Consider the following 15,033-nt stretch of genomic DNA (forward strand, 5'->3'; position numbering starts at 1 on the left):
CAAAGATGGTCAACCCTGTCGCGCCAAATCCCGGAAAGGCTCGGGGAAGACGCGGGAAATTGGGGGCTTTTGCCATGCGACGCTTGCATAAAGGCCCCTGTCATGCAATTGCGACCGGCAGATGACGCGGCGCGTCCGCCGCCTGAAATAGCCATCGGAGACCAGCATGAGCCAGTCTGGGAAAAACGGCCTGACCTACAGCGACGCAGGCGTCGACATCGATGCCGGCAACCTCCTCGTCGAGAAGATCAAACCGGCGGTGCGCTCGACGCGGCGCCCGGGCGCCGACGGCGAGATCGGCGGCTTCGGCGGGCTCTTCGACCTCAAGGCCGCCGGCTTTACCGATCCGGTTCTGGTTGCCGCCAATGACGGCGTCGGCACCAAGCTGAAGATCGCCATCGATGCCGATTATCACGACAGCGTCGGCATCGACCTCGTCGCCATGTGCGTCAACGATCTCGTCGTCCAGGGCGCCGAGCCGCTGTTCTTCCTCGATTATTTCGCCACCGGCAAGCTCGACCCCGACCAGGGCGCGGCAATCGTCGGCGGCATCGCCGCCGGCTGCCGGCAGGCCGGCTGCGCGCTGATCGGCGGCGAGACGGCCGAAATGCCCGGCATGTATTCCTCCGGCGACTATGACCTCGCCGGTTTTGCCGTCGGAGCTGCCGAACGCGGCAAGCTGCTTCCCTCCGGCGATATTGCCGAGGGTGACGTGATCCTCGGGCTTGCCTCCTCCGGTGTCCATTCCAACGGATTCTCGCTGGTGCGCAAGATCGTCGAACTGTCCGGCCTCGGCTGGGATGCGCCGGCGCCGTTCGCCGAAGGCAGGAAGCTCGGCGAAGCGCTGCTCGAGCCGACCCGCATCTATGTGAAGCCGCTGCTGAAGGCGATCCGCGAGACCGGCGCCATCAAGGCGCTGGCCCACATTACCGGCGGCGGCTTCCCTGAGAATATTCCGCGCGTGCTGCCGAAGCATCTGGCGGCCGAGATCGATCTTGCCGCCGTCAAGGTTCCCACGGTGTTTTCGTGGCTCGCCAGGACGGGCGGCGTCGAAACCAAGGAAATGCTGCGCACCTTCAACTGCGGCGTCGGCATGATCGCCGTCGTCGCCGGCGAGAATGTCGCGGCCGTTTCCGCCGCCCTCGAAGCCGAGGGCGAGACGGTCGTCACGCTCGGCCGCATGATCGCCCGCGACGAGGGTGCCGCCGGCACGGTCTACAAGGGCACGCTTGCCATATGAGCGCGAAGCGCAAACGCGTCGTCGTCCTGATCTCCGGCGGCGGCTCCAACATGATGGCGCTGGTTGCGGCGGCGAAGGCCGCCGACTACCCGGCCGAGATCGTCGGCGTGATCTCCGACAAGACTGAGGCCGGCGGGCTTGCCAAGGCGGCGGCCGAAGGCATCGCTACCTTCGCCTTTCCTCGCAAGGACTATGCCAGCAAAGAGGCGCATGAGGCGGCGATCTTTTCCGCGCTCGACGAGCTTTCCCCCGACATCCTCTGCCTGGCGGGCTACATGCGGCTGCTGACGGCGACCTTCATCCAGCGTTACGAAGGCCGGATGCTCAACATCCACCCTTCCCTGCTGCCGCTGTTTCCGGGCCTCCACACCCATCAGCGCGCGATCGACGCCGGCATGCGCATCGCCGGCTGCACCGTGCATTTCGTCACCGAAGGCATGGATGAGGGACCGGTGATCGGCCAGGCCGCCGTGCCGGTCCTTTCCGGCGACACGGCCGAAAGCCTTGCCGCGCGCGTGCTCACCGTCGAACACCAGATTTATCCGCAGGCGCTGCGGCTCTTCGCCGAAGGCCGCGTGACGATGGACGGCGGCAGGGCCGTGGGCATCGCGGCTTCGGCCGTTGCGCCCAAGGCCCAGCTCATCTCGCTGATCGGCGACCGCTGTTAGGTTGCTGCCTGCCAGGCAGGTAGCTTTCCCAAGTCAAATACCATGCGCACAACGGCTGCAGCGCATATACCCGTTGGCAGGAACGAGCCCCTGATCGAACAGGCGCGGCAAGCCTTCCAGCTCCTTTTCGATCAGCGTAATCTCCCGGCGTTTGCCGGTTTTCCTGCAGTCATTTCTCAGTGCAGCTGTGGCTGTTGCGATACAAAAGGAATGAAACAAGAAACAAGTTGTACGTCATGAGGCAAACAATCTGTGATTCCAGCGCTCGCGACATGAAGGATAAGGCGATAATCACCCCACTCTCATCGTCTCAGCCATTTTTGGTTCTTCCTCTAAGCCAGCGCTTGGCTAAGAGAACAATGTTTCCAATGATCACGTAGGACGACAAAAACAACACCGGAAGATGGATCGCAACAGATCCGTAACTTCCTCTTTCGCACATGGTCTCCATCGAGGATTCACTTAAAACAATCTTGGATCCAGCCAATATGGTGGTGAACGGATAGCTGAAAAGAACAAAACATATTATTATAAATATAAACATACCTCTGTCATAAACATAACAAAAAATAACAGAAATCAATGAAATAACTATAAGAGCCAATCCTGGGTATTTATACACCAACGTTATGGCATTTAATAAGGAAGCAACCGACTTCTGGCACTGTATGTATCTACCACCTATGTAGATCGTCGGGATTCCATATTGGTTATCATAGTAAATTGATATAATAATTACAGATACTGTTGCAATTCCACTTAAAACCAGAGGCAGCAGCCCCCACTCCTTGTGCAGCAACCTTGGCTCAGATGACATCTTGATTCCGCATCGTTGGCAGTCTTGTTCCGGAGTTATGTGATAGTCCGGGTACCGCCGACGAGAAAGCCCGTTTCGCCGTGATCTTGTCATTCTGTCTCGACGCTCAGACGTGCCGCTAAGCCGCCAGCGCCCGCAGCGGATGCAGCGTGCCGTCGCTGTAGACGAAGCGGCCGGCGCGGAAGGTGGCGCGGATGCGGTTGATGTCGCCGGGCTCGACCGCGACCAGATCGGCGCGCTGGCCGATGGCGATTTCGCCGCGGTCCGACAGGCCGGCGGAGCGGGCGGCGTTGCCGGTCGCCATGGCGACGGCTGAAGGCAGGCCGCCTTCCACCATGTCGGCGAGCTTGAAGATGCCGGGCACGAAGGCGGCCGGGTGATAATCGGCGGCGATGACGCTCAAGAGGCCGGCCCTGGCGGCATCGAGGGCACTGAGATTGCCCGACATCGACTGGCCGCGCAGCGCATTCGGCGCGCCCATCAGCGTCCAGAGACCGCGGCGGCGCGCCTCTTCCGCGGCGGGCGCCGTCACCGGGAACTCGCTGATGGTGACGCCGAGATCGTGCATTTCGGCGACCTTCTCGACGCTGTCGTCGTCATGCGAGGCCAGCGACAGTCTGTGCTTCAGCGACAGCGCGACGATCTCCCTCAGCTTGGCCTCGATCTCAGGATTGCTGCGCATGGCGATGCGCTTGGCGACGATCTCGGCGGCCATGTCCTCGGAGATGGCGCGGCGCTCGGAAATGCTGAGGATGTAGCTTTGCAGGTTGTTGTACTGGCCCTGGCCCGGCGTGTGGTCGGTGAGCGAGACCATGTCGACCTGACCGGCATTCAGCAGGCGCTCGAGTGCAGGAGCGGCGCCGACATTGGTGATTTCATAGCGGGCGTGGACGCGGTGATCGATCAGCAGATCATCGCGCAGCCGGTTGATGCCCTCGATCACCGCCGAGGTGGTCTCCAGCGAGCGGACGTGACCGTAAACACTTTCGGTGGCGAAGGAGACGGCGGCAAAGGCGGTGGTGACACCGGCGGCAGCAAGCTTCTTGTCGAGTTCGTGGATGCCGAAATCGATCGGCATCGTCGCGTTCGGGCGTGGGGCGATCTCGCGCTCGATCATGTCGCCGTGGAGATCGACGAATCCCGGCATCAGCAGCCGGCCGCCACCATCGATGGCAGCCCCGGCGACCGGCTCCGGCCTGATTTCGGCGATGGCGCCGTCTTCGACCCGCACGGAACCTTCACTCACCACCTCGTTTGGGAGAACGAGGGTGAAATTGCTGAGCCACATGGGCTTTCTCCTGACCGCATCGATGATTGACAGACCGCAGCGGATAGAACCGCTTCGTGACAAACGTATGAACTTTTCGAACGCCATAACCGCGATCGCGAAACCGTCTTGAGCCCACCCCGGCGGGCTTGTCCGAGACCGCTCATCCGCTATCGGAGTTTATTCCTGTTCAACACGGCCCATTGCAGCAGCATGATCGTCTTGGCGTCGAAGATCTCGCCGTTTTCGATCATTCCGGCGGCTTCATCGAGCGGGACTTCGAGAACCTCGATATCCTCGTGCTCCTCGTCCAGGCCACCGCCTTCGGCCACGCGGTCGTCGATGTCGATCAGCGAGACGAAGAAGTGGACGACTTCGGTGATGGCGCCGGGCGAGGTATAGCACTTGAACAGGAAACGCGCGTCGCGCAGGTGGTAACCGGTTTCCTCCATCGCCTCGCGGCGGATCGCCTGTTCGGGATGATCGTCATCGAGAAGGCCGGCCGGCACCTCGATCATCCAGGCGGGATCGCCGTTGATATGCACGGCAAGACGGAACTGGCGGACGAGAACGACGAGATCGCGTTGCGGATCGTAAAGCAGGATGCAGGCAGCGGGCGTGCGGTGGTAGACCTCCCGCTTCAAGCGCTGGGTCGCGCCCTTGCGGTCGATGTAATCGAGCAGATAGCTGCTGAGCTTCGTCCACCCATTCGACAGCGTTTCCGTGCTGACGATCTTCACGCGTGATTTCGGCTGCATCATGCTGTGTCCTTGCGAAGCCAGACCTTGTTGTCGTGCACGGCCGCCCCGCCATAGGGCGCGACCGGGTCAGCGCCGGTCAAGACGTTGATACCCTCGCCGTCGACATGCGCCTTGTTCGGCCAGAGGCCCTCGGCGATCAGCACGCCCGATTTCACTTCGGTGGTGATGCGGGCATGGATGCGCAGGTCGCCGCGGCTGTTGCCGATGCGGACGAGATCGCCATGGGCGATGCCGCCGGCTTCGGCGTCGGCGGGGTTGATCATCACCTCGGGGCGGCCCTCCTTCTGGCGGGAGGTCTTGGTCTCGGCGAAGCTCGAATTCAGGAAGTTACGCGCCGGCGAGGTGGCGAGACGGAAGGGATGGTCGGTATCAGCGACTTCGATGACATCGACCTGATCGGGGAATACAGGCAGCTCCCCATGCGGCCCGAGCAGGCCGACCGCCGCCGGCGGCTTGTTGGGCGCCGGCTGATCGATCCAGTCCGGCCGGAAATGAAACTTGCCGTCGGGATGGGCAAAGCCGTTCAAGAAATGCGCCTCCTCGAAGGCGGGCTGGCGATCGAACCATTTGTGTTCGAGGAAATGGTCGTAACCCGGCAGGCCGCTCGATTCGAGCACGCGGTCGACCATCTCGCGGGCTGAAAAGCCGAAGCCAGGGCGATCGGCGACACCGAGGCGTTTGGCCAGTTCCTCGATGACGAAGAGATTGGTGCGGACGGTTGGCGGCGGCTCGACCAGCTTCGGCCCGAGCAGGATATGGTTCTGGCCGCCGGCCCGGTAGATATCGTCATGCTCGACGAACATCGTCGCGGGAATGACGATATCGGCAATATCGGCCGTCTCGGTCATGAACTGCTCGTGCACGGCGACGAAAAGGTCGTCGCGGGCAAAGCCGCGTTTGACGAGGCGCTGCTCGGGGGCGATGTTGGCCGGGTTGGTGTTCTGGATCAGCATGGCCGTCACCGGGCCGCGATGGCGCAGCGCCACCGGATCGCCGGTCAGCACCCGGCCGATCTGCGACTGATCGAGCATGCGGATATCGGCATCCTTCATCGACCGGCCGGTCAGTTCCGCATTGTTCATGCGGAAGATATCGCTGTTGGAATGGAAAGCGCCGCCGCCCTCATACTGCCAGGAGCCGAGAACGGTGGCGACCGAGGCGGCTGCATGCATGGCGACCGCGCCGTTGCGCTGGCGAGTGAAGCCGTAACCGAGGCGGAAGAAGGTCTTTTTCGTCGTGCCGACGAGGCGGCCGAAGGCTTCGATCTCCTCGACCGAAAGGCCGGTGATGTCAGCGGCCCATTGCGGCGTCCTGGTTTTCAGATGGGCTTCGAGACCGGCGGGATCATCGGCATATCTAGCCATGTAGTCCCGGTCGGCATAGCCGTCGCGAAAGGCGATGTGCATGACGGCGCAGGCAAGTGCCGCGTCGGTGCCCGGCCTGACGATCAAGGCCATGTCGGCCTGCTTCATCGTCGGATTGTCGTAGATGTCGATGACGACGATCTTGGCGCCGCGCTCCTTGCGCGACTTGATGGCGTGGGTCATCACGTTGACCTGGGTCGAAACCGCATTGGTGCCCCAGATGACGACGCAATCGGTGCGGCCCATCTCGCGCGGATCGGGGCCGCGCAGTGTGCCGGTCGCGACGGTGAAGCCGGTCCAGGCGGGGTTGGTGCAGATCGACGAGAAGAAACCGGAATAGCGCTTGGCGTGACGCAGGCGATCGATGGAATCGCGCTGCACCCAGCCCATGGTGCCGGCATAGAAATAGGGCCAGATCGCCTCGCTGCCGTCCCTTGCCTCGGCGTTGACGAAGGCTTCGGCGATCTCGTCCAGCGCATCGTCCCAGGAAATCTGCTGCCACTGCCCGGCCCCCTTGGCGCCGGCGCGGCGCAAGGGATGCATCAGGCGGTCGGGATGGTAGAGCCGCTCGGCATAACGGGCGACCTTGGCGCAGATGACGCCGGAGGTGTAGGAATGGTCGCCGGCGCCGCGCACGCGGCCGATGCGGCCGTCCTCGGATATCTCGACCTCCAGCGCGCAGGTGGAGGGACAGTCGTGCGGACAGGCCGTGTGGCCTACCCTGGTATCCGGATTCGGGGATTTGGCGTGGATGGGGGTCGCAATGTTCATGGCATTTGTATATTCCAAGCCTTGCACGGCCAAAAGCCACAAAACTTTCCCATGACGCGAATTCATACGGACATCAGCGAAAATGAACTACCGCCACATCTATCATGCGGGCAATTTTGCCGATGTGCTGAAACATGCCGTGCTGGCGCGGCTGATCCGCTACATGCAGAAAAAGGAGGGGGCCTTCCGCGTGCTCGACACGCATGCCGGCATCGGGCTCTACGACCTCTCCTCCGAAGAAGCGCAGAAAACCGGCGAATGGCTCGACGGCATCGGTAAGCTGATGGAGGCCGATCTCGGACCTCAGGTTTCCGAACTGCTGGAGCCCTACCTGACAGCCATCCGCGAACTCAATCCCGAGGGCGGCGTCCGCTTCTATCCCGGATCGCCGAAATTGGCGCGCCTGCTGTTCCGGCCGCAGGACCGGCTGTCGGCGATGGAACTGCACCCCGAGGATTTTGTCAGGCTGCACCGGCTGTTCGAGGGCGATCATCACGCCCGCATCACCGAGCTCGACGGCTGGCTGGCGCTCGGCGCGCATCTGCCGCCGAAGGAGAAGCGCGGCATCGTGCTCGTCGATCCGCCCTTCGAGGAAGAGGACGAATATCAGCGCCTGGCCGAGGGGCTGGAAAAGGCCTATCGCCGTTTTCCCGGCGGCACTTATTGCCTGTGGTATCCGCTGAAAAAGGGCGCGCCGATCAAGGAATTCCACGAGAGGCTGCAGGCGCTCGACATTCCGAAAATGCTCTGCGCCGAACTTTCCGTTCGCAGCGACCGCGGCATCACGGGGCTGACGGGCTCCGGCCTCGTCATTGTCAACCCGCCCTTCACGCTGAAGGACGAGCTGCACCAGCTGCTGCCGGCGCTGAAGGATCATCTGGCGCAGGACCGTTTTGCCTCGCACCGCGCCTTCTGGCTGCGCGGCGAGACCAAGACGGTCAAGGACGATTGACCCCTTAACCCGCTTCGGGAATAGTCCGCCGCGGTTTCACAATCTCGTCAGGTATCTCATGAAGCTCCTTTGGTCGCCGCCCTCCCCCTATTCCAACAAGGTCCGGATGGCCGCGCATTTCCTGGATATCGAGTTGAATGCCATCCGGGTCGACACCAATACCGCGCCGGCGATCCTGGTGGAGAACAATCCGCTCGGCAAGATCCCGACGCTGCTGACCGATGACGGCGCCGCGATCTTCGACAGCGTGGCGATCATGCATTATTTCGACCGGCTGACGAAGGGCAGGCTCTATCCTTCCAAGAAGGGCAAACGCACGGATGCGGAGGTCCTCGAGTCGCTCTGCGACGGCATCTGCGACTGCCTGCTGGCGATCACGTATGAGCGGCGCTTTCGCGATCAGGAAAAGATCCACCAGCCCTGGATCGACCGGCAATGGAAGAAGGTGACGAGCGGGCTTGCGCATCTCAGCGCCCAACCGCCGAAACCGGGCAAGAAACTCAACGGCGGACATTTCGCGCTCGCCGCGACGCTCGGCTATCTCGATCTGCGCTTCAAGGGCCAGTGGGAAGCCGATCACGCGCCGCTGATCGACTGGCTGGCTCAGTTCGAAAAGAAATTCCCCGCCTATCAGCAGCTCAAGGCCCAGGCCTGAGCGCCCGGCAACAACAAGCGAGCAGAAGAAGCCGGGCGATGTGCCCGGCTTCTTCATATTCCAACGTTGTTCGGCTTAGAACTTGACGCCGATACCGAGCTTGACGCTGTTCTCGTCGTAACCGCGCGAGAAGCTGCCGGAGTCGAGGTCGTAATCCTTGCTCTGGTAATCGGTGTAGCGATATTCCAAGCGCGTCGTGATGTTGTTGGTCACGAAAGCTTCGACGCCGGCGCCGACCGTATAGCCGTAGGCCGTCTTGCTTTCGTCCGAGGTACCGTCGGAAACCTTGATGTTGCCGAGGGCAAGACCGGCCGTGCCGTAGAGCAGGAAGGGGTTCATGTCGTAGCCGACGCGGCCACGGACGGAGCCGTTCCAGCCATACTTGTTCTTGACGCCGCCCGAGGAAACATCGTCGCCGCTGTAGCCGAGATCGGATTCAACGCCGTAAACGATCTGACCCTGCTGCCAGTTATAGCCGGTGAAGACCTGGCCGCCGAAGCCATAGGTGTGGCGATCGGAACCAAAGTCGCCCATGTTATAGGTGCCGGCGCCGCCGAGATAGAAGCCTTCCCAGTTGCCGGCCGGCTTGACCGGGGCTTCCTGGGCGACCGGTGCTTCCGGAACCTGGTCGACGGCATCGGCCGCCTGAGCTGCCGAGACGCCCGCAATTGCAAAAACGGAGGCCATGAGGCCAGCAATGAGTACACGCATACTTAGTCTCCTTTCAGTCCCGCACCGCTTGTCATCTGTCTATCAGTGAAGCATTGGCGGGATATTGCCAGATGTCCCTTCCGGATCGAGACTGAAATTGGAACTCAAATGCGGATTTGAAAGAGCCAAATTGTGATATCATTGTGGCTGCCGCATGGCCGAAATTCGATGTTGCTTTGACGCAACATACACTTCATTAACCATACCGAAGTGTTAAACCGAAAATACTTATTTTAAGAAATCGCATTCTTAAATAATACATAGAATATCCCACCCACCGATGCAACCGCAACGGCCTATTTATATAATCTCCGCCCGCCCCTATATAGTCGGCAGACAGACTCGCGGGATTAGAAGGCAGGATTTTGAACCACAAAAGACTTCGCTCGGCCCTTGTAACAGGGGCTGCTAAAAGAATAGGCCGGGCAATCGCCGAAGACCTTGCTGCAAATGGCTTTTCCGTTGCGATCCACGCGAACGGCTCCCTCCGTGAAGCCGAAGAGTTGGCGGCGGAATTGCGGCAGAAGGGATTTCGGGCGATCGCGCTCAAGGCCGACCTTACCGATATCGGCGAAACCGGCGAGCTCGTGAAAAGAGCGTCGGAAGCTCTCGGGCCGATCGACCTGCTCGTCAACAACGCCTCTGTCTTCCACCAGGATTCGGCCCGCAGTTTCGATGCGCAGGCATGGGCGCAGCATTTCGACGTCCATGTGCGGGCGCCGTCGATCCTTGCCGCAGCACTCGCCGAACAGCTGCCCGAGGATGCGACCGGGCTGATCGTCAATATCGTCGACCAGCGGGTCTGGGCGCTCAATCCCGGCTTCTATTCCTACACGCTGTCGAAGGCCGCACTCTGGACGGCGACGCAGACGATGGCGCAGACCTTTGCGCCGAAGCTGCGCGTCAATGCCATCGGCCCCGGCCCGACAGTACGCAGCGCGCGGCAATCGGAAGAGGACTTCCAGGCTCAGATCGACGGGCTTATCATGAGAGCGGGGCCGGGATTCGGCGAGTTCGGACAGACGATTCGCTTTCTCTTCGACACGCCCTCGATCACCGGCCAGATGATTGCCCTCGACGGCGGCCAGCACCTCGCCTGGCAGACGCCCGATGTGGCGGAGATTACGGAATGAATGGACGAAAGCTGCCGGATGGCGGCGTTCTCTACGACGATACGGATGAGAGCGAAGACGAGATCGAGGTGGAAGGCGACGTTTCCGCCGCTGCCCCGCTTGCGGCCGCGGTCGACTGGAACGCCGGCAGCCTCAACGAGACCGGGCTTATCGGCGCCGAACTGATCGGCGAGTTCGTCAAGCGGCTGCCGAACAGCCCCGGCGTCTACCGCATGTTCAATGCCGAGGGCGATGTGCTCTATGTCGGCAAGGCGCGAAGCCTGAAGAAGCGCGTCGGCAATTACGCCGTCGGCCGCGTGCACTCCAACCGCATCGCCCAGATGGTGCGGCAGACGGCGAATATGGAATTCGTGACGACGCGCACGGAAACCGAAGCGCTGCTCCTGGAAGCGAATCTGATCAAGCGCTTGCGACCGCGCTTTAACGTGCTGCTGCGCGACGACAAGTCCTTTCCCTATATCCTCATCACCGGCGATCACCGGGCGCCGGCCATTTTCAAGCATCGCGGCGCGCGGGCAAGGAAGGGCGATTATTTCGGGCCTTTCGCCTCGGCCGGCGCGGTCGGCCGGACGATCAATTCGCTGCAGCGCGCCTTCCTGATCCGCACCTGTACCGACAGCGTCTTCGAAACACGCACGCGCCCCTGCCTGCTCTACCAGATCAAGCGCTGTTCCGGGCCGTGCACCCATGAGGTCAGCGATGGAGGTTACGGCGAACTGGTGCAGGAGGCGAAGGACTTCCTCTCCGGCAAGAGCCAGAAGGTGAAGTCGCATATGGCCGAGGCCATGAACCAGGCGGCCGAGGATCTCGACTTCGAGCGGGCGGCGATCTATCGCGACCGCCTGGCGGCACTTTCGCATGTGCAGAGCCATCAGGGCATCAATCCTGCCGGCGTCGAGGAGGCGGACGTTTTCGCCATCCATCATGAAGGCGGCGTCTCCTGCATTCAGGTGTTCTTCTTCCGCACCGGCCAGAACTGGGGCAACCGCGCCTATTTCCCGAAGGCCGATCCGCAGTTGTCCGGCGCCGAAGTGCTGAATGCCTTCCTCGCGCAATTCTACGACGACAAGCCGGTACCGAAGCAGATCATGCTGTCTGAGACAATCGAGGAGATGGAACTGCTCGCAGCCGCCCTCAGCGAAAAGGCCGGCCACAAGGTTTCGATCCTGGTGCCGCAGCGCGGCGAGAAGCGTGATCTCGTCGACCATGTCGTCGGCAATGCCCGCGAGGCGCATGGGCGCAAGCTTGCCGAGACGGCGTCGCAATCGCGGCTGCTGGAAGGATTCAAGGACACGTTTGGGCTTACCTACGCGCCGCAGCGCATCGAGATCTACGACAACTCGCATATCATGGGCACCAATGCCGTCGGCGGCATGGTGGTCGCGGGGCCGGAAGGTTTCGTCAAGAACCAGTACCGCAAGTTCAACATCAAATCGACCGACATCACGCCCGGCGACGACTTCGGCATGATGAAGGAGGTGATGACGCGGCGCTTCTCGCGGCTGATCAAGGAGGAAGGCATTCCCGACCGGACGGCGCAGGCAACTGCTGCCGACGCCGCCGACATGCCCTTCCCGGCCTGGCCGGACGTGATCCTCATCGACGGCGGCCAGGGACAGATGACGGCGGTGCGCGCCATCCTGACCGAGCTCGGCATCACCGACAGCGTGACGGCGATCGGCATCGCCAAGGGTGTCGACCGCGATGCCGGGCGCGAGCGCTTCTTCCCGCCGGGACGCGAGAGTTTCACCCTGCCGCCGCGCGATCCGGTGCTCTATTTCGTCCAGCGCATGCGCGACGAGGCGCATCGTTTCGCCATCGGCTCGCACCGGGCCCGGCGCAAGAAGGAAATGGTCAAGAACCCGCTCGACGAGATCGGCGGCATCGGCCCATCGCGCAAGCGCGCGCTGCTCCAGCATTTCGGCACGGCGAAGGCGGTTTCGCGTGCCGCACTCTCCGACCTGATGGCGGTGGAAGGCATTTCAGAAGCCGTCGCCAGGCAGGTCTACAACCATTTCCACGACGACGCCGCGAAATAACCGGCGTCCGTCGCAAATTCCACGCAAAGGCAGTGAAAAGAGAGAAAGAATGTTGACGGTCCGCGGTCAAAGCCGTCATCTACCGCATCGGCCCGAAAATCGGACTCGATTATCAGGAAAGTACGATGCGTCGGTTCAAAGTGTTACAGCGTCCTAAAAGACGCGCGGCGCTGTAGCGGTGCATCCATTCAGAGAAACGATCCCATGGCATCGCGTGCGTACAGCATCCCCAACCTTCTGACCTACGGCCGTATCCTCGCCGTGCCGCTGATCGTACTCTGCTTCTTCATCGAGGGCAGGCTGTCGATCAGCAACACGGCGCGCTGGGTGGCGCTGTGGATCTTCGTCATCGCCTCGATCACCGATTTCCTCGACGGCTATCTCGCGCGCATCTGGAACCAGACGTCGAATATCGGCCGCATGCTCGACCCGATCGCCGACAAGCTGCTGGTCGCCTCGATCCTGCTCCTGGTCGCAGCCGACCAGACCATTGCCGGCTGGTCGATCTGGGCGGCGATCACCATTCTCTGCCGCGAAATCCTGGTGTCCGGCCTGCGCGAATATCTGGCGGCGCTGAAGGTCAGCGTGCCGGTGACGCGGATCGCCAAGTGGAAGACGACGCTGCAGCTCGTCGCCATCGCCTTCCTGCTTGCAGGACCTGCCGGCGACGAGATTTTCCCCTATACGACGCAGACCGGCATCGCGCTCTTGTGGATCGCCGCACTGCTGACCATCTATACCGGTTATGATTATTTCCGCGCGGGACTGAAACATATCGTGGATGACGAAGAATGACGCGGCTTGTCTATTTCGCCTGGGTGCGCGAGCGCATCGGCAAGGACGAGGAGGAGATCAATCTCCCCGCCTCCGTCCTCACCGTCGCCGATCTTCTGAATCATTTGAAGACGCTGGGGGAAGAATATGGGGCCGCACTTCAATATCCCGAGGTGATCCGCGTGGCGCTCGATATGGAGCATGTCGAGCATGACGAGCCGATCGCGGGCGCAAAAGAGATCGGGATTTTTCCGCCGATGACGGGGGGGTGAGCGAGATGAGGTCGGGCGCGGCATGTCCCCCCTTCTCCCCTCGGGGAGAAGGTGCCCGAAGGGCGGATGAGGGGGCCGCCGGGGACAACGCTGCCCTTCGCTTGCGCTCAGTGCGTTCGCGGCTTTTGCCGCTCACCCCCCTCATCTGTCCTTCGGACATCTTCTCCCCGCTGGGGAGAAGGGGGAGGTTGCATTGACCATCACCCCCACCATCCGCGTCCAACGCGAAGACTTCGACCTGCAAACCGAGGTCGACCACCTCTCCAAAGGCAAACCCAGCATCGGCGCCGTCGTCACCTTCTCCGGCCTCTGCCGCGATGATGGCGGCACGCTTGATGCCCTCGAACTCGAACATTACCCCGGCATGGCCGAAGCCGAGATGACCCGGATCGGCGAACTCGCCATCGAGCGCTTCGGGCTGCTCGGCCTCACCGCCATCCACCGTTACGGCAAGATCGCCGTGGGCGAGAATATCGTGCTCGTCGTCGCGGCCGCGCCGCATCGGCAGGCGGCGTTCGACGGCGCCAACTTCGTCATGGATTTCCTGAAGACCGCGGCCCCCTTCTGGAAGAAGGAGCACGCTAGGGATGGCGCCGCCGGCGACTGGGTCGCGGCGAAAGACGCCGACGATGCGGCACGCGACAAGTGGAAGTAAGCTAGAGAACCACGCGCTCCCTGCGGCTCATGACCAAGAGCAGGACGAGCAGCGAGAAGATGACGAGATCACGCCAGACGAAGGGGCCGTAGGCGCCCCATAGGGTTTCGACGACGGCGAGGCCGGCGGCGCCGCCGGCCGAGCGCAGCGGATCGGAATAGCCGCCGACGGCCGCAATCAGCAGCACCTTCAACCCGAACATCAGGCCGGCGCCGAAATCCATCGAGCCGTAATAGAAGGTCGCGAGGATGCCGCAGATCGTGGCAACGAGGGCGGCTGCCCCATAAGCGACGAGGAAGACGCGGTCGGCGCTGGTGCCGCAGAGTTCGGCGGCCAGCGGATCGTCGGTGACGGCGCGCCAGATGCGGCCCCAGGCGGTGCGCCTGAGGATCAGCGCCCCGATCGCGACGATGGCCGCCATCAGCATCGTGTCGATCAGCTGGATATAGGTCAGCGTCACCTTGAACGGGCCGTCGCTCCAGAAGACGACCGTGCCGTTCAGGAAGGGCGGCAACCAGATGGCGCGGGTATCGGCGGCAAGCCGGGCGGTTTCCATCAGCACGATCATGATGCCGAGGGCGGCGACGATCACCGTATTCGGCGATTTGCTGACCAGCGGCAGCATGATCGAGCGGCCGATCCACAGGCCCGCTGCCAGCGAATAGACGATCGCAGCGCCCGCGCCGACGGCAAGGGCCGCCGGCAGCACCAGCCAGAAGCGGTTGAAGGCAAGTTCGGTAAACAGCAGCAGGATCTGGCCGGAGAAAGCGAAGATCGCCCCATAAGTGATGTCGGCCCGCTTCGTCACGCCGAAGGCGACGGCATAACCGAAGGCGAGCGCGGCATAGAGGGCGGCAAGCGGAACCGCGTTCGCCAGCTGCTGCAGAAGATAGGCCATTCCGGACACTCCGCGTCATCCAAATTTATAACTGGTAAAACCTATTTCGCCAGTTA

At 62.1% G+C, this 15,033-nt stretch carries 14 protein-coding genes; 9 read left to right on the forward strand and 5 right to left on the reverse strand.

The annotated features are described in order from the left end of the window. The first annotated feature begins 166 nt into the window (after positions 1-166). Positions 167-1,240, forward strand: a complete 1,074-nt coding sequence (purM, locus tag QMO80_RS05470) for a phosphoribosylformylglycinamidine cyclo-ligase (protein ID WP_283199173.1) — start codon at positions 167-169, stop codon at positions 1,238-1,240. After that, positions 1,237-1,908 (forward strand): phosphoribosylglycinamide formyltransferase, encoded by a 672-nt coding sequence (purN, locus tag QMO80_RS05475; RefSeq protein ID WP_283199174.1) that lies wholly within the window; start codon positions 1,237-1,239, stop codon positions 1,906-1,908. The genes purM and purN overlap by 4 nt, the downstream gene beginning before the upstream one ends. A gap of 935 nt (positions 1,909-2,843) precedes the next feature. Here purN and QMO80_RS05480 read toward each other — a convergent pair. The 3 genes from QMO80_RS05480 to QMO80_RS05490 all read right to left on the reverse strand — a co-directional run bounded on the left by QMO80_RS05480 (position 2,844) and on the right by QMO80_RS05490 (position 6,954). After that, positions 2,844-4,013, reverse strand: a complete 1,170-nt coding sequence (locus tag QMO80_RS05480; RefSeq protein ID WP_283199175.1) for an alpha-D-ribose 1-methylphosphonate 5-triphosphate diphosphatase — start codon at positions 4,011-4,013, stop codon at positions 2,844-2,846. Positions 4,014-4,162: 149 nt separating this feature from the next. Next, the gene (locus QMO80_RS05485) at positions 4,163-4,753 is read right to left on the reverse strand and encodes an NUDIX domain-containing protein (RefSeq protein WP_283199176.1); all 591 of its coding nucleotides are present in this window, start codon (positions 4,751-4,753) and stop codon (positions 4,163-4,165) included. Next, positions 4,750-6,954, reverse strand: a complete 2,205-nt coding sequence (locus QMO80_RS05490) for a molybdopterin oxidoreductase family protein (RefSeq protein ID WP_283199177.1) — start codon at positions 6,952-6,954, stop codon at positions 4,750-4,752. Before QMO80_RS05490 ends, QMO80_RS05485 begins: the two co-directional genes overlap by 4 nt. Before the next feature lie 16 nt (positions 6,955-6,970). Here QMO80_RS05490 and QMO80_RS05495 point away from each other — a divergent pair, with 16 nt between their 5' ends. Then, a complete protein-coding gene (locus QMO80_RS05495) occupies positions 6,971-7,840 on the forward strand; it encodes a 23S rRNA (adenine(2030)-N(6))-methyltransferase RlmJ (RefSeq protein WP_283199178.1) in 870 nt (289 codons plus the stop codon). A 58-nt stretch (positions 7,841-7,898) separates the two neighbouring features. Further along, positions 7,899-8,495, forward strand: coding sequence for a glutathione S-transferase family protein (locus QMO80_RS05500; RefSeq protein ID WP_283199179.1), 597 nt, complete (start codon positions 7,899-7,901; stop codon positions 8,493-8,495). Between the two features lie 75 nt (positions 8,496-8,570). Here QMO80_RS05500 and QMO80_RS05505 read toward each other — a convergent pair whose 3' ends face one another. Continuing rightward, the gene (locus tag QMO80_RS05505) at positions 8,571-9,206 is read right to left on the reverse strand and encodes an outer membrane protein (protein WP_283199180.1); all 636 of its coding nucleotides are present in this window, start codon (positions 9,204-9,206) and stop codon (positions 8,571-8,573) included. 365 nt (positions 9,207-9,571) lie between these two features. Here QMO80_RS05505 and QMO80_RS05510 point away from each other — a divergent pair, with 365 nt between their 5' ends. The 5 genes from QMO80_RS05510 (at position 9,572) to QMO80_RS05530 (ending at position 14,079) form a co-directional block, all read left to right on the forward strand. Next, positions 9,572-10,339, forward strand: a complete 768-nt coding sequence (locus tag QMO80_RS05510; protein WP_283199181.1) for an SDR family oxidoreductase — start codon at positions 9,572-9,574, stop codon at positions 10,337-10,339. Continuing rightward, on the forward strand, positions 10,336-12,378 hold the full coding sequence (gene uvrC / locus QMO80_RS05515) for an excinuclease ABC subunit UvrC (protein ID WP_283199182.1): 2,043 nt from the start codon (positions 10,336-10,338) through the stop codon (positions 12,376-12,378). The genes QMO80_RS05510 and uvrC overlap by 4 nt, the downstream gene beginning before the upstream one ends. Before the next feature lie 204 nt (positions 12,379-12,582). After that, the gene (gene pgsA, locus QMO80_RS05520; RefSeq protein WP_003587473.1) at positions 12,583-13,173 is read left to right on the forward strand and encodes a CDP-diacylglycerol--glycerol-3-phosphate 3-phosphatidyltransferase; all 591 of its coding nucleotides are present in this window, start codon (positions 12,583-12,585) and stop codon (positions 13,171-13,173) included. Beyond that, positions 13,170-13,424 carry a molybdopterin converting factor subunit 1 gene (moaD, locus tag QMO80_RS05525; protein WP_283199183.1) on the forward strand — a complete coding sequence of 85 codons (255 nt, stop codon included), beginning with the start codon at positions 13,170-13,172 and terminating at the stop codon, positions 13,422-13,424. The genes pgsA and moaD overlap by 4 nt, the downstream gene beginning before the upstream one ends. A 193-nt stretch (positions 13,425-13,617) precedes the next feature. Then, positions 13,618-14,079: a molybdenum cofactor biosynthesis protein MoaE gene (locus QMO80_RS05530; RefSeq protein ID WP_283199184.1), complete on the forward strand. Its 462-nt coding sequence runs from the start codon at positions 13,618-13,620 to the stop codon at positions 14,077-14,079. A 1-nt stretch (position 14,080) separates the two neighbouring features. Here the strand turns inward: QMO80_RS05530 and QMO80_RS05535 are convergent, their stop codons facing one another. Next, positions 14,081-14,977, reverse strand: coding sequence for a branched-chain amino acid ABC transporter permease (locus tag QMO80_RS05535; protein ID WP_283199185.1), 897 nt, complete (start codon positions 14,975-14,977; stop codon positions 14,081-14,083). Between the last annotated feature and the right edge of the window lie 56 nt (positions 14,978-15,033).

It is taken from the genome of Rhizobium sp. BT03 (assembly GCF_030053155.1).
Lineage (GTDB): Bacteria > Pseudomonadota > Alphaproteobacteria > Rhizobiales > Rhizobiaceae > Rhizobium.